The 24,996-nt window shown below is 60.7% G+C and carries 20 protein-coding genes and 2 tRNA genes; 4 read left to right on the forward strand and 18 right to left on the reverse strand.

What is annotated here, in order from left to right; genetic code table 11:
• Positions 1-393: 393 nt before the first annotated feature.
• From BLU52_RS04495 to BLU52_RS04510, 4 genes are all read right to left on the reverse strand, one after another.
• Entirely contained in the window at positions 394-1,689 is a 1,296-nt protein-coding gene (locus BLU52_RS04495; RefSeq protein ID WP_090282080.1) for a virulence factor family protein, read from the reverse strand.
• Entirely contained in the window at positions 1,689-4,328 is a 2,640-nt protein-coding gene (gene mprF, locus BLU52_RS04500; RefSeq protein ID WP_090282081.1) for a bifunctional lysylphosphatidylglycerol flippase/synthetase MprF, read from the reverse strand. Before mprF ends, BLU52_RS04495 begins: the two co-directional genes overlap by 1 nt.
• Positions 4,329-4,605: 277 nt before the next feature.
• Positions 4,606-4,682, reverse strand: a tRNA-Met gene (locus tag BLU52_RS04505).
• 217 nt (positions 4,683-4,899) lie between these two features.
• Positions 4,900-4,976: transfer RNA gene (locus tag BLU52_RS04510), tRNA-Met, on the reverse strand.
• A 280-nt stretch (positions 4,977-5,256) separates the two neighbouring features.
• Between BLU52_RS04510 and dinB the strand changes: the two genes are divergently transcribed.
• The gene (gene dinB / locus BLU52_RS04515; RefSeq protein WP_090282082.1) at positions 5,257-6,318 is read left to right on the forward strand and encodes a DNA polymerase IV; all 1,062 of its coding nucleotides are present in this window, start codon (positions 5,257-5,259) and stop codon (positions 6,316-6,318) included.
• 92 nt (positions 6,319-6,410) lie between these two features.
• On the opposite strand, the gene BLU52_RS04520 is transcribed toward dinB, so the two are convergent.
• The 4 genes from BLU52_RS04520 to BLU52_RS04535 all read right to left on the reverse strand — a co-directional run bounded on the left by BLU52_RS04520 (position 6,411) and on the right by BLU52_RS04535 (position 11,183).
• On the reverse strand, positions 6,411-7,364 hold the full coding sequence (locus BLU52_RS04520) for a hypothetical protein (RefSeq protein WP_090282083.1): 954 nt from the start codon (positions 7,362-7,364) through the stop codon (positions 6,411-6,413).
• A 17-nt stretch (positions 7,365-7,381) separates the two neighbouring features.
• The gene (locus tag BLU52_RS04525; RefSeq protein WP_090282084.1) at positions 7,382-9,097 is read right to left on the reverse strand and encodes a proline--tRNA ligase; all 1,716 of its coding nucleotides are present in this window, start codon (positions 9,095-9,097) and stop codon (positions 7,382-7,384) included.
• 129 nt (positions 9,098-9,226) lie between these two features.
• Complete coding sequence (locus tag BLU52_RS04530) at positions 9,227-10,786, reverse strand: AmpG family muropeptide MFS transporter (protein ID WP_090282085.1); 1,560 nt, start codon at positions 10,784-10,786, stop codon at positions 9,227-9,229.
• Between the two features lie 43 nt (positions 10,787-10,829).
• A complete protein-coding gene (locus BLU52_RS04535; RefSeq protein WP_090282086.1) occupies positions 10,830-11,183 on the reverse strand; it encodes an MGMT family protein in 354 nt (117 codons plus the stop codon).
• A 165-nt stretch (positions 11,184-11,348) separates the two neighbouring features.
• Here BLU52_RS04535 and BLU52_RS04540 point away from each other — a divergent pair, with 165 nt between their 5' ends.
• Positions 11,349-12,356, forward strand: a complete 1,008-nt coding sequence (locus BLU52_RS04540) for a DUF481 domain-containing protein (protein WP_090282087.1) — start codon at positions 11,349-11,351, stop codon at positions 12,354-12,356.
• A 118-nt stretch (positions 12,357-12,474) separates the two neighbouring features.
• On the opposite strand, the gene BLU52_RS04545 is transcribed toward BLU52_RS04540, so the two are convergent.
• Positions 12,475-12,684 carry a cold-shock protein gene (locus BLU52_RS04545; RefSeq protein WP_002554837.1) on the reverse strand — a complete coding sequence of 70 codons (210 nt, stop codon included), beginning with the start codon at positions 12,682-12,684 and terminating at the stop codon, positions 12,475-12,477.
• A 355-nt stretch (positions 12,685-13,039) separates the two neighbouring features.
• Between BLU52_RS04545 and dcd the strand changes: the two genes are divergently transcribed.
• Positions 13,040-13,606: a dCTP deaminase gene (gene dcd / locus BLU52_RS04550; RefSeq protein WP_007940589.1), complete on the forward strand. Its 567-nt coding sequence runs from the start codon at positions 13,040-13,042 to the stop codon at positions 13,604-13,606.
• A gap of 106 nt (positions 13,607-13,712) precedes the next feature.
• On the forward strand, positions 13,713-13,922 hold the full coding sequence (locus tag BLU52_RS04555) for a hypothetical protein (RefSeq protein ID WP_090282088.1): 210 nt from the start codon (positions 13,713-13,715) through the stop codon (positions 13,920-13,922).
• Positions 13,923-13,952: 30 nt separating this feature from the next.
• Here the strand turns inward: BLU52_RS04555 and pdeM are convergent, their stop codons facing one another.
• From pdeM to BLU52_RS04600, 9 genes are all read right to left on the reverse strand, one after another.
• A complete protein-coding gene (gene pdeM, locus BLU52_RS04560) occupies positions 13,953-14,609 on the reverse strand; it encodes a ligase-associated DNA damage response endonuclease PdeM (protein WP_090282089.1) in 657 nt (218 codons plus the stop codon).
• Positions 14,606-17,095 (reverse strand): ligase-associated DNA damage response DEXH box helicase, encoded by a 2,490-nt coding sequence (locus tag BLU52_RS04565; protein WP_090282090.1) that lies wholly within the window; start codon positions 17,093-17,095, stop codon positions 14,606-14,608. Before BLU52_RS04565 ends, pdeM begins: the two co-directional genes overlap by 4 nt.
• A 192-nt stretch (positions 17,096-17,287) precedes the next feature.
• Entirely contained in the window at positions 17,288-18,052 is a 765-nt protein-coding gene (locus tag BLU52_RS04570; RefSeq protein WP_090282091.1) for an ABC transporter ATP-binding protein, read from the reverse strand.
• A gap of 13 nt (positions 18,053-18,065) precedes the next feature.
• Positions 18,066-19,184, reverse strand: coding sequence for a succinylglutamate desuccinylase/aspartoacylase family protein (locus BLU52_RS04575; RefSeq protein ID WP_090282092.1), 1,119 nt, complete (start codon positions 19,182-19,184; stop codon positions 18,066-18,068).
• A 13-nt stretch (positions 19,185-19,197) separates the two neighbouring features.
• Entirely contained in the window at positions 19,198-19,908 is a 711-nt protein-coding gene (locus BLU52_RS04580) for an ABC transporter permease (protein WP_090282093.1), read from the reverse strand.
• Complete coding sequence (locus BLU52_RS04585) at positions 19,905-20,633, reverse strand: ABC transporter permease (RefSeq protein ID WP_090282094.1); 729 nt, start codon at positions 20,631-20,633, stop codon at positions 19,905-19,907. The genes BLU52_RS04580 and BLU52_RS04585 overlap by 4 nt, the downstream gene beginning before the upstream one ends.
• Before the next feature lie 56 nt (positions 20,634-20,689).
• The gene (locus BLU52_RS04590) at positions 20,690-21,472 is read right to left on the reverse strand and encodes a transporter substrate-binding domain-containing protein (RefSeq protein WP_090282095.1); all 783 of its coding nucleotides are present in this window, start codon (positions 21,470-21,472) and stop codon (positions 20,690-20,692) included.
• Positions 21,473-21,854: 382 nt separating this feature from the next.
• Positions 21,855-23,543 carry an ATP-dependent DNA ligase gene (locus tag BLU52_RS04595; protein WP_090282096.1) on the reverse strand — a complete coding sequence of 563 codons (1,689 nt, stop codon included), beginning with the start codon at positions 23,541-23,543 and terminating at the stop codon, positions 21,855-21,857.
• On the reverse strand, positions 23,540-24,574 hold the full coding sequence (locus BLU52_RS04600) for a ligase-associated DNA damage response exonuclease (RefSeq protein ID WP_090282097.1): 1,035 nt from the start codon (positions 24,572-24,574) through the stop codon (positions 23,540-23,542). Before BLU52_RS04600 ends, BLU52_RS04595 begins: the two co-directional genes overlap by 4 nt.
• Positions 24,575-24,996 lie beyond the last annotated feature (422 nt).

The raw sequence follows: 24,996 nt of genomic DNA on the forward strand, positions 1-24,996 counted from the left end.
AGTGTCAGTCAGCACATCTTTACCAGATCCACCGCCATCGCTAGTAGGCTAGCTCCCACAGGGTTAAGCGGTGCGTTCAGGCAGAGTTTGGGGTTGACGATTCGATAATGCCGATCAAGCAGGTGTCCACGTTTTATGGAATGTGGACACTCGGTTTTTCTTGCTTTGTGCAGAGTGAAGAAATTTGCGGTCTCTGCACAAACTCATGAATTCACCGCCATCCCTTGTAGGAGTGAGCCTGCTCGCGATAGCGGAGTGTCAGCCACCTATTTGCTAACTGATACTCCGCTATTGCGAGCAGGCTCACTCCTACAGGGGAATGTGTTCATCGTCCGAGATGTAAAAAGCCCCTGCAACCGTGAAGTTGCAGGGGCTTTTTGTGGGGGGCTCAGATCACTCTTCCGCCACCGAGTCCTTGCTCTGGCGCTTCTGAATCAGATCCACCAAGCGCTTCGCCAGCGCCGGGTAGTTCTCGTCGAAGTGATGGCCACCGGGCAGTTTCACCGGCTCACCCACTGCAGTCTTGTCGGTGCAGCCACTCTCGTCGGTTTCTTCTTCACCGTAAATACACACCACCTTGGCCGCTGGCAGCTTGGCCATCTCCGGCCCGGTGGCGGCTTCTTTACCCGCGTTGCCCAACCAGCCTTCGACTTCGATCTCGAAGCTGCCGGTGCGGGCGAAGGCGAGCAGGATGATCGCGTCGACGCGTTGCTGTTCGTTCTCTGGCAGGCGGTTGTAGATCGCCGGCAGCACGTCAGCGCCGAACGAGTAACCGGTGAGGATGAAACGCTTGGTGCCCCATTTCTGCCGGTAGTGCTGCATCAGTTCGGTGAGGTCGAGGGCGCTTTGTTCCGGGCTCTTGTGCTGCCAGTAGTAGCGCAGGGTGTCGATGCCGACCACCGGGTAACCGATCTTGGCCATTTCCCCGGCGACGTCGCGGTCGAGGTCGCGCCAGCCGCCGTCGCCGGAGAGAAACAGGGTCACGGTGTCGTTGGCCTGACCGGCCGGGACTTCCACTACCGGGATCGCCAGACCGCCGTTGGCCTTGTCGCCGCCGACGAGGATCTTGCGCAGTTCGTTGTTCAGCACTTGCGGCAGGTTGATGTCGTAGTCGCTGATGCTGGTTTCGGCGTTCGGTTGATCGCGCACGAAACCTGCGCTGGCGTCGTCCGGGTTGTCATTCCATGCCACCAGCCAGTGGCCGTGGGCGGCGGTCTTCGGCAGCAGGTGGGTGCAACCGGGTTTTTCCAGCGCGAGGTCGACAGAGATGGCTTGAGCCTTGTCGTTTTTCTGCTCGGCCAACCAGCGCCACGCCAATACGGCGCCCGGGCCGATACCGCTGACCAGCGTGGCCGGGCCGTTCAGTTCACGCAGGCCCGATTGCAGCGCGCGGCTTTGCAGCAGGCAGTCCTTGGGCAGAATCACCTGAACGATCTGCGCCGAGGCGCTGCGGCTCAGGGTGGTCAGTTGTTTCTCGGAGAGCTTCTGCTCGTCGGTGACGGCCACCAGCACCTGGGCTTTCGGCTTGCTGCCCGGGATTACTCGGGTCATAGCCGCACCATCGGCGGGTTTGAGCTGTTCGACGGTCGGTTCCGGTGCCGGGCGTTTGAGGTACCAGAAGCCGCCGCCGGCAATCACGGCCAGCACGATCAGTGCAGCCAGGATGTACTTCAGGGAGCGTTGAATCATCAGCGTTTCACCAATCCAGTCAAGCCACCCGCGATCAGGGCAGCAGTATCGGCCAGCGCCACCAACGGATCGAGTCCGGCGGGCACGGCCATATAACGGGGTTCCCAGTCAGGCTGGAACTTGTCTTTGAAGCGGCGCAAGCCTTGGAAGTTGTACAACTGCTCACCACGGCGGAAGACCATCGAGCCCAGCCGCTGAGTCAGTGGTGCACCGCGGCGGGGTTGCAACCCCGACAACGGCACCATGCCCAGGCTGAAGCGCGCGTATCCGTGACTCTTATAATGTTGAATCAGGCCGACCATCATGAATTCCATGGTCAGCTTCGGCGCGTCCGGGTGCGCGCGCATCAGGTCGAGGCTTGCCAGATCGTGGCTGTAAGTCTCGAGCAGGTTGGCGAACGCGACCGGGCGGCCTTCGAAGCGAATGACCGCAATGCGGAAATGCTTCAGGTAATCGTCGCTGAAGCGGCCAAGGGAAAAGCCCTTCTCGCGCACGTTCTTGCCGGTCAGCCAGGCATCGGAAATCACCTTCAGCTCGTCCATTGGCGCCTGACCCGGCTCATGGATTTCCAGCGACAGACCATCGCGGGTGCCACGGTTCCAGGTGTAGCGCAGATCCTTCATCTCCTTGCCTTTGGCTTCGAGATCAAAGCGCTGCAGATCGACCCGGGCCTCTTCGCCCAGTTTGATCGCCGTCAGACCGATGTCCATGTAGTACGGCAGGTTCTCCGCGCGTACCTGGTAGAACACGGGGCGGGTGTGATGGATGTCGCAGAGGTCGCGGAACTGCCAGATCATTTCCGCGCGTTGCTGGCTCGGCCCGATCGGGTCGTACAGGGCCACCAGACTGCGGCCACGGCGGGCGTACATCAGGAACGCCTCGTCGTTGGGGTGAAACAGCAGCGCCTTGTCACCGGTCAGCGCGAGGCCGCCGTCGGGCTGCGACGACGCCATGAGGATTTTTACCGCGCGATCGAGTTCGTCCGGTGTCGGCAGATGAATCACCGGGCGCGCGGTACGCAGCAGCCAGGTCAGGGCTATCACCAACAGCAGCACGGCAGCGCCGAGCAGCGAACGCAGGCCGCGCGGGGCGTCAGCATCAAGGGTGAACTGCCACCAGAGCTGATGGCTATACGGCACGTCCTGATAGGCGAACAACAGCAGCCAGGTCGACGCACCGAGCACGCACAGGCTGGCGACCAGATACAGCGGCGAGAACGGCAACTCGGTCAGGCGACTCGGGCGATAGAACGAGCGACGGAAGACGCCGAGCAGTGCCGCCGTCAGGGTCATCAGCGTGGCCTCTTCCCAGTCGAAGCCCTTGAGCAGCGAGAGCAGGGCGCCGACCAGCAACAGGATGGTGGTCAGCATCCACGCCGCCGACAGACGTCGGCGCAGGCCTTGCGCAAGCAGCAGACACAACACGCCAATCAGGCTGGCGCCGAAGTGCGAGGCGTCGACCAGACGATGGGGGATCAGAAAGCCGATGTGCTCCAGACGCGTGTCGATTTCAGGGGTGGCGCCGGAAAACAGCAACACCACACCCGAAAGAAACACCAGCACCGCCAGAATCGGCGCGGCCAGACCGGACGCGGCTCGCATGGTCTGGGTCTGGAACAGGCGCTGACCTTCGTTGATCAGCAGCAGCACACAGGCGACCAGTAATGGCAAAACCACATAGATCAGGCGATACAGCAGCAGCGCCGCGGCCAGTGGCGCCGCGCCGAGTTTGTCGGCGAACGCAGCGAGCAAAATCGCTTCGAACACGCCAACGCCGCCCGGCACATGGCTGAGCACACCGGCGGCCAGCGCCAACAGGTACACCAGCAGGAACGGCGCGAAGGGCGGCGCTTCCGGCAGCAACAGATAGAGAACGGTGGCGGCAGCTGCGACGTCGAGTGCAGTGATCACCAATTGCAGAAAGGTCAGGCGCCGACCGGGCAGACGCAGGGTGCGGCGCCCGGCCTTGACCAACAGATTGTCGGGGTAGGGTTGTTCCGGCAGACGACGGCGATAAATGCCGATAGCTAATACGGCGCCGAGGATCAGCACGGCGGCAGCGACGCAGCCGAGCAACACCTCGGACAGGCCCAGCGCTTGCGAAGCGGCGGGCAGGTTGCTCAAGGTTGCCAGCGCGGCCAGAGGCGGCAAGGCGCAGCCCAGCGACAGGCTGGCGAACAAGGTCATGTGCGCGACTTCCGACGCACCGACGCCCAGCCGCGCATATAAACGATAGCGGACCGAGCCACCCGACAGCAGCGACAGGCCAATCGCATTACCGATCGCAAACGCAGTGAAGCCGCCGAGGGCGAGCATGCGCGGTGGCAATGTCACGCCAGCGTAGCGGCTCGCCGACCATTCATAGCCGAGCAGAATGATGAAGCCGACCACGGTCGCCCCGATGGCACCGAGCAGCGCCGGTTTCGGCACGTCGAGAATCGAGTCGTGAAGCGCGTCGAGATCAAGCTCGGCGAGCAGATGGCGACAGGCAATCAGCGCAATGGCAAACAGCAGCAACGTCACGGCCAGACCGATCGGCTGGCGGTATTTGCTTAACCGATCCAGCCAGCGTAAACGCTCGGGTTTGATCGGTTGTTCTGCTGTAACGGTGTCTTGTGGATCAGACGAGTTGGCGCGCATCAATCACCTCTTGGATTGTGCGCGACAGGATGGAGGTATCCAGCCAAGTTACCAATCCCTGTAGAAAAAAATAATCACAAAATATTACGCCTCTCACCGGGTGTCGGCGAGGGCAGTCTTGGATTGCAGGCGTCTTGTCCGCGACTCAAGCATAGTCGCAACGCGGCGGTTCTGAGATCCTGGACGGTTCACTGCACGATGACAGATCATTGTTGCGAAAGGACTTTTTCCACAGATACAAAAAAGGCCACTCTTTCGAGTAGCCTTTTTTGATGTTTGGTTGCGGGAGCCGGATTTGAACCGACGACCTTCGGGTTATGAGCCCGACGAGCTACCAGACTGCTCCATCCCGCGTCTGTGTGGCGGCATTCTACAGGCGAACGGCGAGGTGTCAACCGCTAATCCTGTAAAGAATCAAATAAGTGCGAAATCGCGGCAAACGGTCGCAGGGGATGCGTAAGTTTCGGAAATGCAAGGAATTATCGTTACGTTACCAATTGAGCAGGGCGCCTGTGTGTAAAACAGACGCGCACAAAAAAGGCCACTCTTTCGAGTAGCCTTTTTTGATGTTTGGTTGCGGGAGCCGGATTTGAACCGACGACCTTCGGGTTATGAGCCCGACGAGCTACCAGACTGCTCCATCCCGCGTCTGTGTGTCGGCATTCTACAGAGCTTTGCGGGTGTGTCAACCGCCGATTGGAATAAATCTGTTCAGGTTCAATTGGTTAGCGTTTTCCGAGGCGGGTTTTCAGGCTCGCAGGGCAGGCGCGGTAAGGGTTTCGGCTCTATTGGAGGCCTTGGTTTGATTGAGAAATTACATTCAACGTTTGTTTCCTACAGCCGGTCAGGAACATTCAACACCACTGGTGCTATATACAGGTGTCGGTGAGATACTGCCGCTCTGGCTCGCCACGTTTCCTTTTCTGACATGACTCAGCGAAAAATCATCCACATTGACTGTGACTGCTTTTATGCCGCCATCGAGATGCGCGACGACCCGCGTCTGGCCGGCAAGCCCTTGGCAGTGGGTGGTTCAGCGGATCGGCGCGGGGTGATTGCCACCTGCAACTATGAGGCGCGCGCCTACGGTGTGCGCTCGGCGATGGCTTCGGGGCACGCTTTGAAGCTGTGCCCGGATCTGACCATCGTCAAGCCGCGCATGGATGCGTACCGCGAAGCGTCCAGGGAAATCCATACGATTTTTGCCGATTACACCGACCTGATCGAGCCGCTGTCATTGGACGAGGCTTATCTGGACGTATCGGACAGCGCGCATTTTGGCGGCAGCGCCACGCGTATCGCGCAGGACATTCGCCGGCGCGTTTCCAATCAATTGCACATCACCGTGTCTGCGGGCGTAGCGCCAAACAAGTTTCTGGCGAAGATCGCCAGTGACTGGAAAAAACCCAACGGCCTGTTTGTGATCACGCCGGATCAGGTCGAAGACTTTGTCAGCGGCTTGCCGGTGAGCAAGCTGCACGGGGTCGGCAAGGTCACTGCCGACAAGCTCGGTAAACTCGGCATCGTCGATTGCGCGCATTTACGTGAATGGGGAAGGCTGGCGCTGGTGCGCGAATTCGGCAGTTTTGGCGAGCGCCTGTGGAACCTCGCCCGTGGCATTGACGACCGGCTGGTGCACAACGACAGTCGGCGACAGTCGATCAGCGTGGAAAACACCTACGACGCGGATCTGCCGGATCTGAGCAGCTGTCTCGACAAGTTACCCGAGTTGCTCGACACCCTGAAAACCCGGATGGCGCGGATCGACAGCAGCTATCGGCCGGGCAAGCCGTTCGTCAAAGTGAAATTCCATGATTTCACCCAGACCACGCTGGAGCAGGCCGGGGCAGGGCGGGATCTGGGCAGTTATCAGTTGATGCTGACGCAGGCGTTCAATCGTGGCGGTAAGCCGGTGCGGTTGCTTGGGGTTGGGGTGAGGCTGGAGGATTTGCGCGGCGGGTTTGAGCAGATGGAGTTGTTTGAGCGGTAGATTTGCGCGGAATGTAATGGCCTCATCGCGAGCAGGCCAACCCTACATTGAAATGCGTTCCAATGTAGGAGTGAGCCTGCTCGCGATTGGCTTTAATTCGGTCCTGGATCCGCCACCAGGCGTCCAGCATCCCGAGTCAACGACTTGAGAAACTCAGCCTGCAACTCAGGATCGTTGCGCGTCAGTTCAATCAGGCTTTGTTCCAGTTCGCTGGCTTCTTCTTCAAGGCCCAGCTCCGACAGGCGTTTGACCCGGTGCACCCACTGGCTCACTTCGTCATCTTCCAGGTCGTCATAAATCAGCCCGTGCGCTTCCAGCAACTTGTCGCGCAGATGGCTGCTGAGCATCAGCGTTGAATCGGAGTGCACGTCGTCCTTGGCGTCCTCGACACTGATCTGCAAGCGGCCGATATGATTCAGATCGTTTTCGGCGAACGGACTGTCCAGCAGGTTAAGCCGCAGTACGCCGTTGCGATCGGTGGCCATGTCGAAAGTCTGCTTGCCAGCCTTGACCTGTACCGGCCGCTCGCTCCACGGCAGGCTCGAATATTCCGTGCGCTTGTCGCGCTGGACTTCGTCGATACCCGCAAGGTTCTGCTGCGCGCGCCCGTTGGATTGCGCGTTCATGAATGGATTGAGCCCGGCGAAACCGTAGCTGAACCAGTCCTTGGTCACACTGTCCGGCAGGTTGCCCAGCGCAAACACGTTGACCACGTTGGCACCCACACCGCCAACCACGGCGACCGCGCCCAGCGGGATTTCATAGACTTCGCGCCAGGGTTGGTAAGGCGTGTAACGGTCGTAACGACGGGTGACCTCGAACTCGGTGACCTCGAAGGTCTTTTGCTCGTTGATCTTCACGCGTCGTTGCGGCAGCTCAAGCACCTTGGGCTCGCCGACATCGATCTGCAGGCTGTGGTCGAGCAATTTGCGCTCGACCCGCTCTTCGTGCTCGCTGCGCTGCGACATGTGATTGGCGCAGCCGCTGACCAGCAGGGCGCCGCACAGGGCGGCGGCGCCGAGGCCTAAGGTGTTTCGCTTGAACATGACGTCTCTATCTGGTTTCAGCGGCGGATACGGGCCTGCAGGAAGGACAGTACGTCGGCGACCGGCAATGCTTGCGCTTCGCCTTCGGTACGACTCTTGTATTCCAGGTTGCCTTCGGCGAGACCGCGGTCGCTGACCACGATCCGGTGTGGAATGCCGATCAGCTCCATGTCCGCGAACTTGATGCCCGGGCTGGTTTTCTTGTCGCGATCGTCCAGCAGCACTTCGAAGCCGGCGGCCGTCAGTTCGGCGTACAGCTTGTCGGTGGCTTCGCGCACCTGCTCGGTTTCATAACGCAGCGGCACCAAAGCGATCTGGAACGGCGCCAGAGTGTCGCTCCAGATGATGCCGTTTTCGTCGTTGTTCTGCTCGATCGCCGCCGCAACCACGCGTGACACGCCAATGCCGTAGCAACCCATTTCCAGGGTAACCGGCTTGCCGTTCTCGCCCAGCACTTCACACTTCATCGCCTTGCTGTACTTGTTGCCCAGCTGGAAGATGTGCCCGACTTCGATGCCGCGCTTGATTTCCAGCGTGCCCTTGCCGTCCGGGCTTGGGTCGCCGGCCACGACGTTACGCAGGTCGGCGACGGTCGGAACCGGCAGATCACGTTCCCAGTTCACGCCGAAGTAGTGCTTGTCGTCGATGTTTGCGCCGATCGCGAAGTCGCTCATCAGCTCGACCGAGCGGTCGATGATGATCGGCAGCGGCAGGTTCAGCGGGCCGAGCGAACCGGCGCCGGCGCCAATCGCGTCACGCAGGTCGGCATCGGTGGCCATGACCAGCGGGCTGGCCACGCCTGGTTGCCGGGCCGCCTTGATTTCGTTGAGTTCGTGATCGCCACGAACGACCAGCGCGATCAGCTTGCCTTCTTCTTCGGCGCGCACGATCAGAGTCTTGATGGTCTTTTCAATCGGCAGATTGAATTTTTCCACCAGGGCCGCGATGGTTTTGGTGTCTGGCGTATCGACCAGACGCAGTTCTTCGGTCGGCGCCGGACGCGAAGTTTCCCGTGGCACGGCTTCGACTTTCTCGATGTTCGCCGCGTAGTCGGAACCGTTGCTGAAAACGATGTCGTCTTCGCCGGACTCGGCCAATACGTGGAATTCGTGCGAACCGGCGCCACCGATCGAGCCGTTGTCGGCTTCAACCGGACGGAATTTCAGGCCCAGACGGCTGAACACGTTGCAGTAGGCCTGGTGCATGCGGTCGTAGGTGACCTGCAGCGATGCCTGATCGGCGTGGAACGAATACGCATCCTTCATGATGAATTCGCGGCCGCGCATCAAGCCGAAGCGTGGGCGGATTTCGTCACGGAATTTGGTCTGGATCTGGTACAGGTTGATCGGCAGCTGCTTATAGCTGCTCAACTCGTTGCGCATCAGATCGGTGATCACTTCTTCGTGGGTCGGGCCCGCGCAGAAGTCGCGACCGTGGCGGTCTTTGATGCGCAGCAGCTCAGGACCGTATTCTTCCCAGCGCCCCGATTCCTGCCACAGCTCGGCCGGTTGGGTGCTCGGCATCAACACTTCCAGAGAGCCGGCCGCGTTCATTTCTTCGCGAACGATGGCTTCAACCTTGCGCATTACCCGCAGGCCCATGGGCAGCCAGGTGTACAGGCCCGAGGCGAGTTTGCGGATCATGCCGGCGCGCAGCATCAGCTGATGGCTGATCACGACCGCATCGGAAGGCGTTTCTTTCTGTGTGGCGAGCAAAAATTGACTGGTGCGCATGGTTGGCCGTTGTCGGTTGCTTTGACTGGAAATGACGGAGCAGTGTACCGGCGAGTTTTGTCGACGTACAGGCATGCGGCCGCTGGTGAGGTTCGACGGCGGGATTCCTCCCGCCGGCGGCGAAACGTCTTACGATTCTTCGACGACCGGGGTGGGTGTGGGCTCGGGCGTTGGCGTCGGGCCTTCGCGGCGGCTCTCCTGGAACCAGTGCAGCGCGATCAGCACCAGCGTCGGCACGCCGAGCAGGGCAGTGATCAGGAAGAAACTGTGATAACCGAACTTTTCCACCAGCACGCCGGAATAGCCGCCCATCAGTCGCGGCAACAACAGCATGATCGAGCTGAGGAGGGCGTACTGGGTGGCCGAGAACTTGAGGTTGGTCAGGCTCGACAGGTAGGCCACGAACGCCGAGGTCGCCAGGCCGGAACTGAAGTTGTCCAGAGAGATGGTCACCACCAGCATCTGCAGGTTCGGACCCATGTCAGCGAGCATCACGAACAGCAGGTTGGTCCCCGCTGAAGCTACACCGCCGATAAACAGAATCGGCAGAATGCCGAAACGCACGATGAGCAAACCGCCCATGCCGGCACCGACGAGGGTCATGATCAGGCCGAAAATCTTGCTGACACTGGCGATCTGATCCTTGGTGAAGCCCTGGTCGATATAGAACACGTTGGCCATCACGCCCATGACCGTGTCCGACATGCGATAGGTGGCGATCAGGCCGAGCAGCAGCAGCGCCTGCCAACGGTAACGCAAAATGAAGTCGTTGACCGGGGTCAGCACCGGCGCCAGGCCGCGGCGGCCCATGGCTGAAAGGCACAGGCCGGTGAGCAGGGTATAGAGAATGGCGCGCAGGAATGCGCGATCTTCCAGTAACAGGTCGAGCGGGCTCATGTCGCCGAACAGCACACTGGCGAAATCGGTGTTGTAGAGCTGAGTGAACATCGCCGGCACGGACACCAGCAGGATGATCAGCACGAATACCGACATCAGTTGATGCATGAAGGTGTAACGCCCGGCCTGCAATTGCGTACGCAGCGGTACGGGCGGCTCGCGCATGAACAGTGTGGTCAGCAGTGCCGGAACCATCAACGCGCCGAACAGCACATAAGTACCCGTCCAGGCGGCGTGCTTATAGTTGAAACCGGTGGAGCCGAAGCCTTCGGCGAAAAACAGCGCGCCGGCGGTGGCGAGCAGGGCGGCGACGCGGTAGCCGGACATGTAGCTGGCGGCGAGCGCGGCTTGCCGGCTGTCATCGGCGATTTCCAGTCGATAGGCGTCGACGGCAATATCCTGAGTGGCGGAGGCGAAAGCGACCACTACGGCAATCGCAATCAGCCAGGACAGGTGTTTTTGCGGATCGCAGAATCCCATGCCGATCAGCCCGAGAATCACCAGCGCCTGCGAAAGCACCAGCCATGAACGGCGACGGCCGAGCTTGCCAAGCAAGGGCAGGCGCCATTGGTCGAGCAGGGGAGACCAGACCCATTTGAACGCATAGGCCAGGCCGATCAGGCTGGCATAGCCGATGGTTTCACGGGCGACACCGGCTTCACGCAGCCAGACCGAAAGCGTTGAGAACACCAGCATGTACGGCAGGCCGGCGGCAAAACCGAGCAACAACAGCACGAGCGTCGAAGGACTGGCATAGGCGGCGAGCGCGGCGCGCCAGGTTTTACGGGGCATGGGCTGAAGTCTGCCTCAAGATTGCGAAAACAAAGCGCGCACTCTAACCGCTGTGCTCTACCGGACGCCAGCCATGGCGCCGAATATCCACACGATTGTTCTGGACGGTGATGCCTTCCATGCGCAATCGCGCCCGTTGTTCATCGCCGGACGGGCTGCCCACAGGCAGGCTGATGCGCCCGCCAGCGCCCAGTACGCGGTGCCACGGCAGTCGGGTATCGCCGGGTAACTGACTTAATGTGCGGCCGACCCAACGCGCGGCGCGCCCCAAACCGGCCAGTTCGGCCAACTGGCCATAACTGACCACTTTGCCCTCGGGCACTTGCGCGAGAGTGGAGTAGAGCGCCGTGCGTCGGATTTGCGCTTCGCTGTCATGGGCGTCGTTGGGGGCTGTCACGGGCGTGGTTCCTGAGCAGGGTCTTTTTCAAGGCGTTCAGAGTAATCCGTCGCCGCGCAGTTGAGAAATGAACTCATTGGAAATCGTCCGGTCAGTCCTTGTCAGGGTCTTATTCCTACGGATAATGCCGACCTTTTTCCGACAACTTGAGCCCTCGATTCGCCTATGTTTTCCAGATCCCTGTTGTGCCTTGCTGTTTTCAGTGCCTCAACGCCCCTGCTTGCCGACACCGTCTGGTTGAAGAACGGTGACAAGTTGAGCGGCACCATCAGCGTCTTCGATGGCGGCAAGCTGTTGATCCAGACCAAATATGCCGGTGCGGTGACCATCGACTGGAAAGAGGTCAAGACCCTGGAGAGCGAGCAGCACCTGCTGGTCAAGCAGGACGCTTATACCGGCGAAGTCTCCAAGTCGCTGACTGCGGCGGACGACGGCAAGGTCACCCTGGCCAACGGTGACGCGCCGAAAACCGTCGAGCTGGCGAGTATTCAGCAGATCCTCAAGCCAAAACCGATCGTCACTGACCTGGTCTGGAAGGGCAATGTCGACCTGGCGCTGGATTATCAGCGCGCCGAGAAAGATACCGATGATTACGATGTCGCGTTCAAGACCTCGGCGCGTCACGGCCGGTGGCGTCATACCGCCGAAGGTGAGTACAACCGCGAAGTGCAGGACGCCGAAACTACCACCAACAACTGGCGCGCCGAGTACTCCCTTGACCGCTTCATTACCGATCAATGGTTCTGGCAAGGTCGCCTGAACTACAAGCGTGACCACATCGAAGAGCTGGCGCGTCAGCGGGTGGTCGGTACCGGTCCCGGCTACCAGTTCTGGGACGATGAGTTGGGTGCATTCTCGCTGGGCTCGTTGCTCAACCGCACCGATTACGAATACCGCGATGGCAGCAAGGACAATTTCTACTCTGTTGCCATGAAGTGGGACTACAACCGCTACCTGATCGGCAAGAAAGTCGAGTTCTTCACCAACGGTGAAGTCGGCAAGCCACTCTCGGGTGTGGCCGATTACGCACTGGATGCCGAACTGGGCCTGCGCTACAAGGTCACCGAGTGGGCGTCGCTCAACCTCAAGGCTGAACGTGACATCATCAGCGGTACCAACGATGCCGATCTGAACAAGACCCGCTATACCGCAGGGTTTGGCGTGGCCTGGTAAGTCATCGATAAAAATCGCAGCCGTTGTCGGGCTGCGATTTTTTTTGCCTGCACAAAACAGACGCCCACAAAAAAGCCCCGCTTTTGAGGGCGGGGCTCTTTTCTAAAGAAGCTACAAGTTAGATAACTTGTACTTCTTCAGCTTGCATGCCTTTCTGACCGCGGGTAGCGATGAAAGAAACCTGTTGGCCTTCTTTCAGGCTTTTGAAGCCGTCGGATTGGATAGCTTTGAAGTGAACGAACAGATCGTCACCGGATTGTGGAGTGATGAAGCCGAAGCCTTTTTCATCGTTGAACCACTTAACGGTACCGGTTTGGCGATTAGACATGGTGTAACTCCTTGAACAAAGATAACTGCGACTCAGGAAGAACCCTGGCCGAGACTGAGTGCAAAGAGCAGGAAAAATTCTTGTAGATGGTTGGATCGAAATTCAACATATCGTGTAGAGATTCTCAGTGACACAAGCAACACAGTGACGCCACCTTAACCCTTTTTCCGGAACGTGCCAATGCTTGTTGCAAAGGTTTCTGTGTTTTCGGGATCGGCGGTGTGACAGTTCGTCGCCGCAGCCCGTATTTCCAGGGTGTTCGCCGAGAATTGCAGTGCGCACTTTGAACGAGGCGGCGCGCCCGGTAAGATGCCGGACAGAATTTTTCCACCTCGCTATTCAGGACAAACCCGCCATGAGCATCAAATCGGACAAGTGGATTCGCCGCATGGCGCAGGAACACGGCATGATCGAACCGTTCGTCGAACGCCAGATGCGCGGCAGCGACGACAGCCGGGTGATTTCCTACGGCGTATCGAGCTACGGCTACGATGTGCGTTGCACCAACCACTTCAAGGTGTTCACCAACATCAACTCGGCCATTGTCGACCCGAAGAACTTCGACGCCGGCAGCTTCGTCGACATCCACAGCGACGTCTGCATCATCCCGCCGAACTCGTTCGCCCTGGCCAGCACCGTCGAGTACTTCCGCATTCCGCGTAATGTGCTGACCATCTGCCTGGGCAAAAGCACCTACGCGCGCTGCGGCATCATCGTCAACGTCACGCCGCTGGAACCCGAGTGGGAAGGCCACGTGACGCTGGAGTTCTCCAACACCACCAACCTCCCGGCGAAAATCTACGCCAACGAAGGTGTGGCGCAGATGCTCTTCCTCGAATCCGACGAGGAATGCGAAGTGTCCTACAAGGATCGCGGCGGCAAATACCAGGGCCAGCGTGGCGTGACCCTGCCGCGCACCTGATCTGTCTTCCGACAGAACGCGGGAATTCTTTGGCGGGCAGGCACTCTATGAGGTGTACTGCCCGTTTTTGTTTCCAGCGAAACGGGCCTTCGCCGAGGAGTGCCCTATGAAGATCGATCCGCAAATCACTGCCGAACTGGCAAGGCTTGAGCCCAATCAGGTTGGCGTATTGGCCTGGTCCTTGTTGGCGCATCCGCCTCTGAGCGCGGCTGGCGGAGTTCCCGGTCAGCCTGATCCCGATACTCCCAATGAACAACCGACCGAACCCGGCGAGCCGACTCTGCCGGACGAGCCGCCTCCGGCGCCTGTCGCCTGATTCACTGTCACCGGTATGGCCCGTCAGTTACTAACTGACGGGCCATATTTCGTTATCGCCGATCACGAAGACTCTGCAGGTTTCGTCGCGCTCGACCTGAAAGCCTCCGGTGAACGCCCCGAATGCCGGCATCAGGCTGATGCGCTCGCCCAGCCGGAAACAGGCCAGACGCAGGCTCTGCCGCCCCTTGCCGTGCAGTCGATAGACCGGATGCACATGGCCGGCGAGTACGTGCCGTTCGGGATGCGGGTCGGGTTCATGTTGCAAGGCGAACGGGCCCAGCAGCATGGGTTCGGGCACCACGCGAATATTCAGCGAGGCCGGTGGGTCGCCCGCGCGTTTGTCGTGATTGCCGCGAATCAGCGTCATCGGCAGATCAGCGTGCCGTGCTCGCCACTCAGCCAACGCGTTCAGCGTATTTGGCGCATGTGAGCCAGGTCCGTGAAGAAAATCGCCGAGGAAGATCAACTGGCGGCACGGCAGCCTCGCCAGCAACGCGTCGATTACCGCAATATTGCTCGCAGTGGTGCCATGCGGCACCGGCTGGCCGAGACTGCGATAGGCCGCCGCTTTGCCGAAATGCACGTCGGCGATCAGCAGTGCCTCCTGCGCAGGCCAGTACAGGGCTTTCTCCGGCAGCAACCATAATTCTTCGCCGGCCAGGCGCACCGGATACGCCGCGCTCATGACGATCTCCCGTTATCAGCGGTTTTTTCCAGATCACCGACCATTCTTCTGATCCTGTCAGCCAGTTTTTCCGAACTCATGCTTTCACGCATCCGCTCGACCAATAATGGAAAGCCCAGCGGTGTCGGGCGTTTGATCAAATGCACATCAAGTTTCATTCGGTTGATCCGGTGCAAGGTCTGCTCCAGTCGAGCGATATCCAGTTCTTCACGCAACACTTCCTCCCCGGCCTGGGCCAGCAGCAGGTTGTCGGCGTCGTATTGTTTGAACACTTGAAAGAACAAACCGCTCGACGCCTGCACCTGGCGGGTGCTTTTCGGCGCCCCGGGATAACCGGCGAAAACCAGTCCGGCGATCCGTGCGATCTCGCGGAAGCGCCGTAGCGCCAGTTCTCCCGCGTTGAGGCTGGCCAGCACGTCGGCTAACAGTTGATCGGCATTAAACAGCGCGCCATTCAAGTGTTCAGCCCAATCGACGGGCGTGGCACTGAGCAGTTCCAGTCCGTAATCATTCACCGCTATCGAGAACGTCACAGGCTGGCGCTGGCTGACCCGCCAAGCCAACAGACTCGCCAGCCCCAGATGCACCTGGCGCCCGGCGAACGGGTAAAGAAACAGGTGCCAGCCTTCGCGGGATTTCAGTACCTCGGCCAGCAGGTTTTTCTCGGTGGGCAGGCCGGACCAGCGCATCTGCGTGTCCAGCAATGGCCGCAGCGCGTGCATTTCCGGCCCTGTGAACTCACCTTGAGCGGCTGCGGTGAAGCGCCTGACCACGGCTTCGGCCAGCTCGTTGGAAAGCGGCATACGTCCGCCATTCCAGCGCGGCACCGCGGCTTTTTTCGCGGTGCTGCGTTTGACGTAGGCGGTCATGTTTTCCACGCGCACCAATTCCAGCAAGCGCCCGGCGAACAAAAAACCGTCTCCCGGTTTAAGCCGGGCGATAAACCCTTCTTCGACGCTGCCCAGTTGCTTGCCACCGCCGCCCTTGCTCCAGAATTTCAGGTTGATGCTCGCATCGCTGACGATGGTGCCGATACTCATCCGGTGGCGCCGCGCCAGACGCGCATCCGGTACCCGCCAGACGCCATGTTCGTCGGGCTCGACCCGGCGATAATCCGGATAGGCTGTAAGAGACATCCCGCCATGGCGTACGAATGCCAGCGCCCAGGCCCAGTCACCCAGCGTCAGGTCGCGATAAGCCCAGGCGCCACGGACCTCTTCGTACAAATCTTCAGGAATAAACCCACCGCCAAGGGCCATGCTGACCAGATGCTGCACCAGCACATCCAAAGGTTTGTGCGGCGACAGGCGCGGCTCGATGCGCCGCTGCTCGACCGCATCGCGTGCGGCCACCGCTTCGATCAGTTCCAGACTGTGAGTCGGCACCAGCGTCACCCGCGAGGTGCGCCCCGGTGCGTGGCCGGAACGCCCGGCCCGTTGCATCAGACGCGCAACGCCTTTGGCCGAACCGATCTGCAGCACGCGCTCGACCGGCAGAAAATCCACGCCCAGATCCAGGCTGGAGGTGCACACCACGGCTTTCAACTGTCCGTCCTTCAATGCCTGTTCGACCCAGTCACGGGTATCGCGGGACAGCGAGCTGTGATGCAAGGCGATCAATCCGGCCCAATCCGGCCGGGCTTCAAGCAGCGCCTGATACCAGATTTCCGATTGCGCCCGGGTATTGGTGAACACCAGGCTGCTGGCGCAGGTATCCAGTTCGGCGACCACTTGCGGCAGCATCTTCAGGCCGATGTGCCCGGCCCACGGAAAACGCTCTATAGCCGGTGGGAGCAGGGTGTCGACTTGCAGGGCTTTTTCGCTTTGTCCTTGCACACTCACGCCCCCACCCTGTGGGATCAGCACCTGTTCAGCGTGGGATTGATTACCAAGAGTGGCGGAAACGCCCCAGACGATCAGTCCCGGTTGCCAATGGCGCAGGCGGGCAAGGGCCAGTTGCAATTGCACGCCGCGCTTGTTGCCGAGCAATTCGTGCCATTCATCGACGACGATCATGCGCAAGGTCGACAGCGCCGTGCGCGCATCGGCACGGGCGAGCAGCAGGGTCAGGCTCTCTGGCGTGGTGATCAGCGCGGTGGGCAAGCGCCGGCCCTGGCGGGCGCGCTCGCTGCTGCTGGTGTCGCCGGTGCGCAGACCGATGCTCCAGGGGAGGTTCAGGTCATCAACCGGTGCCTGCAAGGCGCGCGCCGTGTCCGCGGCCAGCGCTCGCATGGGGGTGATCCACAGCACCGTCAGCGGTTCGGCGGGTGGCTTGCGTTTGCGCGGTGTTTCGACGGCAGGTCGCTCACGGGCGTAGCGGTTGAGCGCAGCGAACCACACGGCATAGGTTTTACCAGCACCGGTGCTGGCATGCAGCAGCCCGGACTCGCCTTTCTTCACCGCGGCCCACACCTGCTTTTGAAACGCGAATGGCTTCCAGCCGCGGGCGCTGAACCAGGTTTTTGCAAGGTCGGGGGATTTCGCCATGCCGGCTGCGTGCGCTCTGGAGGGGTTTTTTCAGAGACAGCGAAGCGGGGGGACAAGTTTGATTTTTAAGGCAGGCGCGGTCCCCTGTAGGAGTGAGCCTGCTCGCGATAGCGGTTTGTCAGTCACATCAGTGTTGGATGTAAAGACGCTATCGCGAGCAGGCTCACTCCTACAGGGGAATTGTGTACGGCGTTATTTCAGGTTGCCGCTGAGGAATTGCTTCAGGCGTTCGCTCTTCGGGTTGCCCAACACATCCTCCGGCGCACCTTCTTCTTCGACCAAACCCTGGTGCAGAAACAGCACCTGATTCGACACCTTGCGCGCGAAACTCATTTCGTGGGTGACCATGATCATCGTCCGGCCTTCCTCGGCCAGGCCCTGAATCACCTTGAGCACTTCGCCGACCAGTTCCGGGTCCAGCGCCGAGGTGGGTTCGTCGAACAGCATCACTTCCGGTTCCATCGCCAGCGCCCGGGCAATCGCCACGCGCTGTTGCTGGCCGCCGGAGAGAAACGCCGGGTATTGCTCGGCGACGCGCGCCGGCAGGCCGACCTTGTCCAGATAGCGCCGGGCGCGGTCATCGGCCTCCTGTTTGCTGCAACCCAGCACCCGGCGCGGAGCCATGGTGATGTTTTCCAGCACAGTCATGTGGCTCCACAGATTGAAATGCTGGAACACCATGGCCAGCCGCGTGCGCAGGCGTTGCAGTTCATTGGCGTCGGCGACGTGCATGCCGTGGCGATCGGTGACCATGCGGATCGACTGGCCATCGAGGCTCATGGCGCCGTCGTTGGGTTGCTCGAGAAAGTTGATGCAGCGCAAAAACGTGCTTTTGCCCGAGCCGCTGGCGCCGATCAGGCTGATCACGTCGCCAGTTTTGGCCTTGAGCGAAACGCCTTTGAGCACCTGATGGTCGCCATAGCTTTTATGCAGGCCTTCAACGGTCAGTTTGTACATGGGAGGAACATCCTCAAGGCGAAAGTAGGTAGCCGCTGCGATAGGCTTCAGCGCCCGCAACGTGGGCAATGACCATGCCGGCAGTGGCCATGCGCCGCAGCGAGCGTGCGTACAGCAGGCCGGCGGCGGTGCAATGAATGGGGGTGACGCGATCGTGGATCGGGTCGATGATTTCGGCGATCTGCTGACCGGCCTCCAGGTACTGCCCGGCGGTGGCGGTGTACACCAGCAGGCCACCGACCGGGGTGGTCACCGGTTCGACGCCGGCCAACGGCGTGGCAGGGTAGGGCAAGGACGGCTGTGGCTTGGTTTCGCCGACGATCGCATCGAACTGGATCAGATAGTCGATCAGCGCCTGGCAGTCGCGGCTGGCCAGCGGATGAGTGACGTCACCCTGACCGCGCAACTCGACGGTGACCGAGAAACTGCCCAGCGGAATCTCGAAGTGTTCGCCGAAGCGTTCCTTCAGTTGCCACCAGAGCAGGGTGAAGCACTCGTCGAACGACTGACCGCCAGAGTCAGTGGCAAGCAGGCTCGCCTGGGCACCGATGTAGCGCGCCAGCGGCTCGACCTGCGGCCAGGCTTCCGGCGTGGTGTAAAGGTGCACCACCGATTCAAAGTCGCAGTGCAAGTCGAGCACCATGTCGGCGTCGCAGGCCAGCCGTTGCAGGGTCAGGCGCTGGGATTGCAGTTGCGTGCTGGCGGTCTGGCGGGCGAGGGCGGCGCGCAGGCTGGCGCGGATCAGTTCGAGGTTGTGTTGCGGGTCGTCGCTGAGCTGGCCTTCGATGGCGTTGCCGATTTCTTCGCTGAGGTCGACGAACCAGCGGTTGAAGTTCTGCCCGCTCTCCAGTTCGTAGCGACCCAGCGGCACGTCCATCAGCACTTGCTCGAGGCCGACCGGATTGGCCACCGGCACCAGCACGATCTCGCTGCGCAGGCGGCCGGCGGCTTCCAGCTCGGCCAGCCGTTGCTTGAGGTGCCAGGCCACCAGCATGCCGGGCAATTCGTCGGCATGCAGCGAGGACTGGATATACACCTTGCCCTTGGCCTGCTCCGGGCCGAAGTGGAAGCTGTGAATCTGTCGTGCGGTCCCCGGCAGCGGGGCCAGCAAGTCATGAATCAGGTGGCGCATTTGCAGGGTTGTCCTAGTGAGTCGGGCCGAGGAAGGCCAGCCATCGGCGTTCGGCAAGGCGGAACAGGCCGACCAGCGCAAAGGTAATGGTCAGGTAGATCAGCGCGGCGATGCCGAACGATTGAAACGTCAGGAAGGTCGCCGAGTTGGCGTCCCGCGCGACTTTGAGGATATCGGGAATGGTCGCGGTGAAGGCCACAGTGGTCGAGTGCAGCATCAGGATCACTTCGTTGCTGTAATACGGCAACGACCGGCGCAGCGCCGAGGGCATGATCACATACGCATACAACTTCCAGCCGGTCAGGCCGTAAGCCTTGGCCGCTTCGACTTCGCCGTGGTTCATGCTGCGAATCGCCCCGGCGAAGATCTCCGTGGTGTAGGCGCAGGTGTTCAAGGCAAAGGCGAGGATCGTGCAGTTCATCGCATCGCGAAAGAAACTGTCGAGCAACGGCTGCTCACGCACGGCCGCCAGGCTGTAGATCCCGGTGTAGCAGATCAGCAACTGGATATACAGCGGCGTGCCCCGGAACAGATAGGTGTAGAACTGCACCGGCCAGCGAATGTAGAAGTGCGGCGAGACGCGGGCGATCGACAGCGGAATCGAGACGATGAAGCCGATGCAGATCGAGGCGGTCAGCAGCCACATCGTCATCGCCAGCCCGGTGATGTTCTGGCCGTCGGTATAAAGGAAGGCGCGCCAGTATTCCTGGAGGAGTTCGATCATCGCACGGCCTCCCGGGCACCGGCCGCGTAGCGACGTTCGAGCCAGCGCAGAATGAAGTTGGAGGCACTGGTGATCAGCAAGTAAATCAAGGCAGCGAGAACCAGGAAGTAGAACAGTTGATAGGTGCTTTTACCGGCGTCCTGCGCGGCTTTGACCAGGTCGGCGAGGCCGATGATCGACACCAGCGCGGTGGCCTTGAGCATCACCATCCAGTTATTGCCGATGCCCGGCAGGGCGAAACGCATCATTTGCGGAAACACCACGAAGCGAAAGCGCTGGCCGCGTTTCAGACCGTACGCGGTGGCCGCTTCGACCTGACCGCGCGGCACCGCGAGAATCGCGCCACGGAAGGTTTCGGTGAAATACGCGCCATAAATGAAGCCCAGGGTCAGTACGCCGGCGCTGAACGGGTCGATCTCGATGTATTCCCATTCCATGTAGTCGGTCAGCGACGTCAGCCAGGTTTGCAGGCTGTAGAAGATCAGCAGCATCAGCACCAGGTCCGGCACGCCGCGGATCAGCGTGGTGTAGAGCTGGGCGGGCAGGCGCAGCAGTTTGACTTTCGACAGTTTGGCACTGGCGCCGAGCAGGCCGAGCAACACGGCCACCAGCAGCGACATCGCCGATAATTTGATGGTCATCCAGGTACCTGCCAGCAGCAACGGGCCGAAGCCCTGCAGACTGAAGGAGGCCAGCCCCAGATTTTGCAGAAGGGTTTCAAACATAAATCAGCAACCTGAACGGATGGAAAAGGCGCCCATCGAGGATGGGCGCCGGGGCATTATTTGCCGCTGTACAGATTCAGATCGCCAAAGTGTTTCTTTTGAATCTCGGCGTATTTGCCGTCGTCGTGTAACGCTTTGATACCTTTATCCAAAAGCGCTTTCAGCTCAGTGTTACCTTTCTTGATACCGATAGCTGTTTTGGCTGGCAGCAATTCACTGTCGACCGGCTGGCTGACTTCATAGCCTTCGCCTTTTGGCGACTTCAAGAAACCCAGTTCGGCTTGCAGCATGTCCTGAATGGCCGCATCGAGACGACCTGAAGTGAGGTCGGAGTAAACCTGATCCTGGTTCTGATAGGCCTGGGTTTTTACGCCAGCCTTGTCCAGCACGGCTTTGGCGTAGGCTTCCTGAATGGTGCCTTGCTCATAACCGACGGTTTTGCCCTTGAGCGACGCAACGTCAGCGCTCAGCCCCGAGCCTTTCTTGAACACATATGCAGTCGGGCCGGAAAACAGTTCGCTGGAGAAGTCGATGACCTTCTCGCGCGCCGGGGTCACGGTCATCGACGAGATCACACCGTCGAACTTGTTGGCCTTGAGGCCCGGAATCATGCCGTCGAAATCGCTTTCGACCCACTTGCACTTGACCTTCAGTTCGGCGCAGATCGCGTTACCCAGGTCGATATCGAAACCCACCAGGCTGCCATCGGCCGCTTTCGACTCGAACGGTGCGTACGAAGGGTCAACGCCAAAGCGAAGCTCTTTGTATTCCTTGGCCAGCGCGGAGCCGGCGGCCATGCACAACGCCAGTGCAGAAAGGGTCAGCAATGCTTTTTTCATTATTCAATCCCTAAGAACCAATATGAGCGCTTGTGGCGCAGAATTATTGTTACTGCAACGCTTACGACCTATAGAAAGTAGCAATTTCCGAACCAGAGTGCCGAACAGGTGTTTTAAAAGATTGAGACACGAGGGCGAGCACGCGATTGGTGCGAGCGCTTGGCTGGGTCTGGATTCTTGCACAGTTTTGGGGCTTTGCACTGCTCGGCGCTCGACTGCTCACCTTGATCGTTCCCACGCTCTGCGTAGGGACGCAGCCCGGGGCGCTCTGCGTCCCTTCCAAAGCCGAACGCGGAGCGTCCGTTGAGGCATTTCCACGCAGAGCGTGGGAACGATCACCGCGATCACCACGATTACTGCGATCACCGGGGCGGGGCCAGGATCAGGCCAGTAGATCCTGCAAGGTAGCGAGGCTGTCCGCCTCTTCGACGGTTTTATCCTTGCGCCAGCGCAGCATGCGCGGGAAGCGCACGGCGATTCCGCTCTTGTGCCGCCGTGACAGGGCGATGCCTTCGAAACCCAGTTCGAACACCAGGCTCGGTTTGACGCTGCTGACCGGGCCGAACTTCTCTACCGTGGTCTTGCGCACGATGCTGTCGACCTGACGCATTTCTTCATCGGTCAGCCCCGAATAGGCCTTGGCAAACGGCACCAGCGAGCGTTGGCTCGACTCCGGCGGGCCGTCCCACACGGCGAAGGTGTAATCGCTGTACAGGCTGGCGCGACGACCGTGACCGCGCTGCGCATAGATCAACACTGCATCGACACTGAACGGATCGACCTTCCACTTCCACCACACGCCCATGTCCTTGGTGCGCCCGACGCCATACAACGCGTCGCGCGCCTTGAGCATCATGCCCTCGACCCCGAGGCGCCGCGAGGCCTCGCGTTGTTGGGCAAGATCGGCCCAGTCGCCGCCGGTCAGCACCGGCGACGGCAACAGCACCGGGCTGTTGCAACGGGCGATCACCGCTTCCAGTTGTTCGCGGCGTTTGGTTTGGGGCTGGTTGCGCCAGTCTTCGCCCTGCCATTCCAGCAGGTCGTAGGCCAGCACCACCACCGGCACGTCTTCGAGGATTTTCTTGTCGAGAGTTTTGCGGCCGATGCGTTGTTGCAGCAGGGCAAAGGGTTGAACCGCCGGCGGCGCCGTGGACTGCGGATTGAAGGCGTCTTCGGTGCTCGGATGGGTGCTTTTCCAAACAACGATTTCACCGTCGATGACCGTGCCATCCGGTAATCCATGCACCAGCACGTCAAGTTCGGGAAACCGTTCGGTAACCAGTTCCTCGCCCCGCGACCACACCCACAAACGGCCGTCACGCTTGACCACTTGCGCACGAATGCCATCCCACTTCCATTCCACCTGCCAGTCGCTGACCGGGCCGAGCAATGCGTTGAACTGATCGACCGGTTGCGACAGGGCATGGGCCAGGAAGAACGGGTAGGGCTGACCGCCGCGTTGGGCATGTTCGTCTGCCGACTCAGGGGCGATCAGTTTCAGATAGCTGGCGGCACTCGGCCGGTTGGACAGGTCGGTGTAGCCGACCAGTCGCTGCGCGACACGTTTACTGTCGAGCCCGGCCATCGATGCCAGAGCGCGGGTGACCAGCAGTTTCGACACGCCGACGCGAAAGCTGCCGGTGATCAGTTTGATGCACAGCATCAGGCTCGCCCGATCGAGTTGCGCCCACAGTGCCGGCAGTTGCCGCGCCAGAGACTCCGGGGTTTCGCCGCGCAGCGGCAGCAGTTTGTCTTCAATCCACTCAGCAAGGCCGGCTTCGGAGCTGTGCAGGTTCTCCGGCAACACCAGCGAAATGGTTTCCGCCAGATCGCCGACCGCCTGATAGCTTTCCTCGAACAGCCACGGTTCCAGCCCGGAAACCTCGACCGCCAGCTCTCGCAGGATTTTCACCGGCACCAGTTGCCGGGGCCGGCCACCGGAAAGAAAGTACACCGCCCACGCCGCATCCTGTGGCTCGGCCTGGGCGAAGTAGGCCTGCATCGCTGCCAGTTTGGCGTTGCTCGAGGTCGTCGCGTCGAGTTCGGCGTACAGCTCGGCAAACGCTTTCATGTCGGCACCTCGGCCAGGGCGGGCTCGCTGGCGGCGTTTTCTTCTTCGTCATCGCCGTACTCGGTGTTGAAGCCTTGCGCATCCAGACCTTTTTCACGCAAGTGGCGCACCAGCACGCCGATCGAACCGTGAGTGACCATCACCCGTTCCGCGCCGGTCTGTTCGATGGCCCACAGCAGGCCTGGCCAGTCGGCGTGGTCGGAAAGCACGAAACCGCGATCGACGCCACGCCGCCGCCGGGTACCGCGCAAACGCATCCAGCCGCTGGCGAAACCGTCGCTGAATTCGCCGAAACGACGCATCCATGTACTGCCGCCGGCCGAGGGCGGGGCGATGACCAGCGCCTGGCGCATGATCGGGTCGCTTTTCTTTATATCTCCTGCGTAAAGCGTCGGTGGCAGATACACGCCGGCCTCGCGATAGACCCGGTTCAACGGCTCGACTGCGCCGTGGCTGAGGATCGGGCCGAGGCTGGCGTCGATGCCATGGAGAATTCGCTGAGCCTTGCCGAATGAATAACAGAGCAACACGCTGGCTTTGCCGGCGGCGATGTTGGCCGCCCACCATTGGTTGATCTCGGCGAAAATCTGCGCTTGCGGCTGCCAGCGGTAGATCGGCAGGCCGAAGGTCGATTCGGTGATGAACGTGTGGCAGCGCACCGGCTCGAACGGCGCGCAGGTGCCGTCCGGTTCGACCTTGTAATCGCCCGACGCGACCCAGACTTCGCCGCCATATTCCAGACGCACCTGCGCCGAACCGAGCACATGGCCGGCCGGGTGAAAACTCAAGGTGACACCGTGATGCGTCAGGCGCTGGCCGTAGGGCAGGGTCTGCAGGTTGATGTCCTGACCGAGGCGCGCGCGCAAAATCCCTTCGCTGGCGCTGCTGGACAGGTAATGCTGGTTGCCGGTTCTCGCATGATCGCCGTGGGCATGGGTGATGACCGAACGTTCGACCGGGCGCCACGGATCGATATAGAAATCCCCGGCGGGGCAATAGAGACCTTCGGGTCGGGCGATAACAAGATCCATGTCGTGACCGGAATGGGGGGCTTGTTACGTATGAGGCGGGCGTGAGGCTGGAAGTTCGATCGGTTTTGCCGCGCTACCCTCACCCCAGCCCTCTCCCGAAGGAGAGGGGGCCGAGCGAAGTGTCTGACGAGGTGCATCGACCTGATGGACCGAGCTGAATATGGGGCTGACCTCGCCTGGAAGCCGAGCCACTCTGATCGTTCCCACGCTCTGCGTGGGAACGCAGCCCGGGACGCTCCGCGTCCCCTCCAGAGCCGAACGCGGAGCGTCCGTTGAGGCATTCCCACGCGGAGCGTGGGAACGATCAGTGCCGGTTTCGGCAAAATGAAATCCATGCCGGATTCAGCCTCGCTCGATCAGGTCGGCGAATTAGCCACGCATCCCCCAATCAGTCCCCTCTCCCTCCGGGAGAGGGCTAGGCG

It is taken from the genome of Pseudomonas granadensis (assembly GCF_900105485.1).
In the GTDB taxonomy this organism is placed as follows: domain Bacteria; phylum Pseudomonadota; class Gammaproteobacteria; order Pseudomonadales; family Pseudomonadaceae; genus Aquipseudomonas; species Aquipseudomonas granadensis.

What these genes read in the sequence shown, in the direction of transcription:
- BLU52_RS04600 (WP_090282097.1), bottom strand. Translation starts at nt 24,574, where the DNA reads ATGGATCTTGTTATCGCCCGACCCGAAGGTCTCTATTGCCCCGCCGGG.
- dinB (WP_090282082.1), top strand. Translation starts at nt 5,257, where the DNA reads ATGACTCAGCGAAAAATCATCCACATTGACTGTGACTGCTTTTATGCC.
- BLU52_RS04595 (WP_090282096.1), bottom strand. Translation starts at nt 23,543, where the DNA reads ATGAAAGCGTTTGCCGAGCTGTACGCCGAACTCGACGCGACGACCTCG.
- dcd (WP_007940589.1), top strand. Translation starts at nt 13,040, where the DNA reads ATGAGCATCAAATCGGACAAGTGGATTCGCCGCATGGCGCAGGAACAC.
- BLU52_RS04545 (WP_002554837.1), bottom strand. Translation starts at nt 12,684, where the DNA reads ATGTCTAATCGCCAAACCGGTACCGTTAAGTGGTTCAACGATGAAAAA.
- BLU52_RS04520 (WP_090282083.1), bottom strand. Translation starts at nt 7,364, where the DNA reads ATGTTCAAGCGAAACACCTTAGGCCTCGGCGCCGCCGCCCTGTGCGGC.
- BLU52_RS04580 (WP_090282093.1), bottom strand. Translation starts at nt 19,908, where the DNA reads ATGATCGAACTCCTCCAGGAATACTGGCGCGCCTTCCTTTATACCGAC.
- pdeM (WP_090282089.1), bottom strand. Translation starts at nt 14,609, where the DNA reads ATGAGCGCGGCGTATCCGGTGCGCCTGGCCGGCGAAGAATTATGGTTG.
- BLU52_RS04495 (WP_090282080.1), bottom strand. Translation starts at nt 1,689, where the DNA reads ATGATTCAACGCTCCCTGAAGTACATCCTGGCTGCACTGATCGTGCTG.
- mprF (WP_090282081.1), bottom strand. Translation starts at nt 4,328, where the DNA reads ATGCGCGCCAACTCGTCTGATCCACAAGACACCGTTACAGCAGAACAA.
- BLU52_RS04570 (WP_090282091.1), bottom strand. Translation starts at nt 18,052, where the DNA reads ATGTACAAACTGACCGTTGAAGGCCTGCATAAAAGCTATGGCGACCAT.
- BLU52_RS04525 (WP_090282084.1), bottom strand. Translation starts at nt 9,097, where the DNA reads ATGCGCACCAGTCAATTTTTGCTCGCCACACAGAAAGAAACGCCTTCC.
- BLU52_RS04555 (WP_090282088.1), top strand. Translation starts at nt 13,713, where the DNA reads ATGAAGATCGATCCGCAAATCACTGCCGAACTGGCAAGGCTTGAGCCC.
- BLU52_RS04530 (WP_090282085.1), bottom strand. Translation starts at nt 10,786, where the DNA reads ATGCCCCGTAAAACCTGGCGCGCCGCGCTCGCCGCCTATGCCAGTCCT.
- BLU52_RS04590 (WP_090282095.1), bottom strand. Translation starts at nt 21,472, where the DNA reads ATGAAAAAAGCATTGCTGACCCTTTCTGCACTGGCGTTGTGCATGGCC.
- BLU52_RS04565 (WP_090282090.1), bottom strand. Translation starts at nt 17,095, where the DNA reads ATGGCGAAATCCCCCGACCTTGCAAAAACCTGGTTCAGCGCCCGCGGC.
- BLU52_RS04575 (WP_090282092.1), bottom strand. Translation starts at nt 19,184, where the DNA reads ATGCGCCACCTGATTCATGACTTGCTGGCCCCGCTGCCGGGGACCGCA.
- BLU52_RS04585 (WP_090282094.1), bottom strand. Translation starts at nt 20,633, where the DNA reads ATGTTTGAAACCCTTCTGCAAAATCTGGGGCTGGCCTCCTTCAGTCTG.
- BLU52_RS04540 (WP_090282087.1), top strand. Translation starts at nt 11,349, where the DNA reads ATGTTTTCCAGATCCCTGTTGTGCCTTGCTGTTTTCAGTGCCTCAACG.